The organism is Pseudomonas sp. 05T35, assembly GCF_056396605.1.
The window spans coordinates 1-1,803 of record NZ_JBFTLU010000648.1; the positions used below are offsets into that span (position 1 = coordinate 1).

2 protein-coding genes and 1 pseudogene are annotated in these 1,803 nt (G+C 49.3%); all 3 read left to right on the forward strand.

The window, feature by feature from the left end; genetic code table 11:
* Window positions 1-300: pseudogene (locus AC1DH9_RS28385) on the forward strand (hypothetical protein); the annotation flags it as partial.
* Window positions 301-571: 271 nt separating this feature from the next.
* The gene (locus AC1DH9_RS28390) at window positions 572-967 is read left to right on the forward strand and encodes a response regulator (RefSeq protein ID WP_427543556.1); all 396 of its coding nucleotides are present in this window, start codon (window positions 572-574) and stop codon (window positions 965-967) included.
* A gap of 303 nt (window positions 968-1,270) precedes the next feature.
* On the forward strand, window positions 1,271-1,803 hold a 533-nt coding region (locus AC1DH9_RS28395), incomplete at its 3' end, for a response regulator (RefSeq protein ID WP_477809258.1).

A 1,803-nucleotide genomic window follows, 5' to 3' on the forward strand; every position in this document is an offset into this window, starting at 1 on the left:
CAGCACGGCGGTCGTACGGCTTCATTCAAGAATCGTCGCATACTCGATCTGCTGGGTAATAATGCACCCGACCCGCACGGTCCTTTGCATAACTCGTTTTTACGCATGATCCAGCACGGCGGTCGTACGGCTTCATTCAAGAATCGTCGCATACTCGATCTGCTGGGTAATAATGCACCCGACCCGCACGGTCCTTTGCATAACTCGTTTTTACGCATGATCGACTTCATCGCCGGAATGACCGACAGCTATGCCAGCGAAATGGCACTGGAAATGACCGGACGCTCCAGTCACCACTAAAAATAGATCGATCAGTCGCCCCGAAATATTCCGTGACGGCTGATCATCCCCCAACATTTTGTAGTACCGGGAGAATCTCCCTACATCTTATATAGAGCAAACTGATCGTTTGCTCTATATACACACAAAATAATCACTCTATCCTGAACAGCAGGATTGGGGGCCCTACAACCGATAGAACTCCAGCAACGGCAAACAAGACAGTACTGACTAAACCAACAAAATTGTTTCTGACACCCACCGCAGTTCGGCCACCCTCATGGAAAGCTATATGTTCAACTACGATTTGCGCATCATGCTGGTGGAGGACCATCCTTTTCAGCTGAAAGCCACCCAATACCTGCTTGAAAGTTACGGCTTTACTCAGGTCACCGCCGTAGATAATGCCGAAAATGCATTACAAACGATGATACAAGTACAGCGCCCCTACGAAATACTACTGTGCGATCAATGCCTGCCAGACCTCTCCGGCCTTGATTTGATCGGTATTGCCAACCACCAGGGCCTGATACGAAAGGCAATCATCCTGAGCAGCCTTGACCCAACCGAACTGGACACCTTGGAAAAAAATGCACACGAGCAACGACTGCCATTACTTGGTTACTTGGCAAAGCCACTGAAACAATCTGAATTTATAAACTTGTTGACCCTTCCCGACCCTTTATAAATAAACACCATTAATATCCCCTCAGACACCTCACGACAAACAAAAAAACCTCGGCACCAYTACGCATCGGAAAACAGTGATTTGGCGTGTATTGTAAAAACACATATCGACCCTGAATAAACGCACCTACATGACTGGCTAATATTCTCGTCCTTCCTCACAAACCTAGTTCATGCGTAGTCTGCTGCCTCTTTTAATGTAGGACATGTCCTATATTGCACCTATAGCCTCGTCAGTTCATGCGTCAACGCACTTATCTGAGCTAAGGTGCTCGCTTTATTTGCGCACGTATGGGACATGATTATGAACTCGGTTTTTATTGTTGACGATCACCCCGTCATTCGCCTTGCGGTTCGTATGTTGCTGGAACATGAAGGTTACAAAGTAGTCGGTGAAGCCGACAACGGCGTCGATGCGATGCAGATGGTTCGCGAATGCATGCCCGACCTGATCATTCTTGACATCAGCATTCCCAAACTCGACGGACTGGAAGTTCTCTCCCGCTTCAATGCAATGAGCACCCCACTGAAAACACTGGTGTTGACGGCCCAGAGCCCAACACTGTTCGCCATCCGCTGCATGCAGTCCGGGGCCTCTGGTTATGTCTGCAAGCAAGAGGATCTCAGCGAACTGCTCAGTGCCATCAAAGCCGTGCTGTCTGGTTACAACTACTTCCCCAGCCAGGCCTTGAACCCGGTTCGCGGGGATGAAGCACTCTGCGCTGAACTGGACTTGTTCAAGTCCGTCAACGATCGCGAACTGATGGTCCTGCAACTGTTCGCCCAGGGTCGTACCAACAAGGAAATCGCCAAGGGCATGTTCCTCAGCAACAAGAC

Coding starts and splice junctions, on each gene's coding strand:
- AC1DH9_RS28390 (WP_427543556.1), top strand. CDS start 572: ATGTTCAACTACGATTTGCGCATCATGCTGGTGGAGGACCATCCTTTT.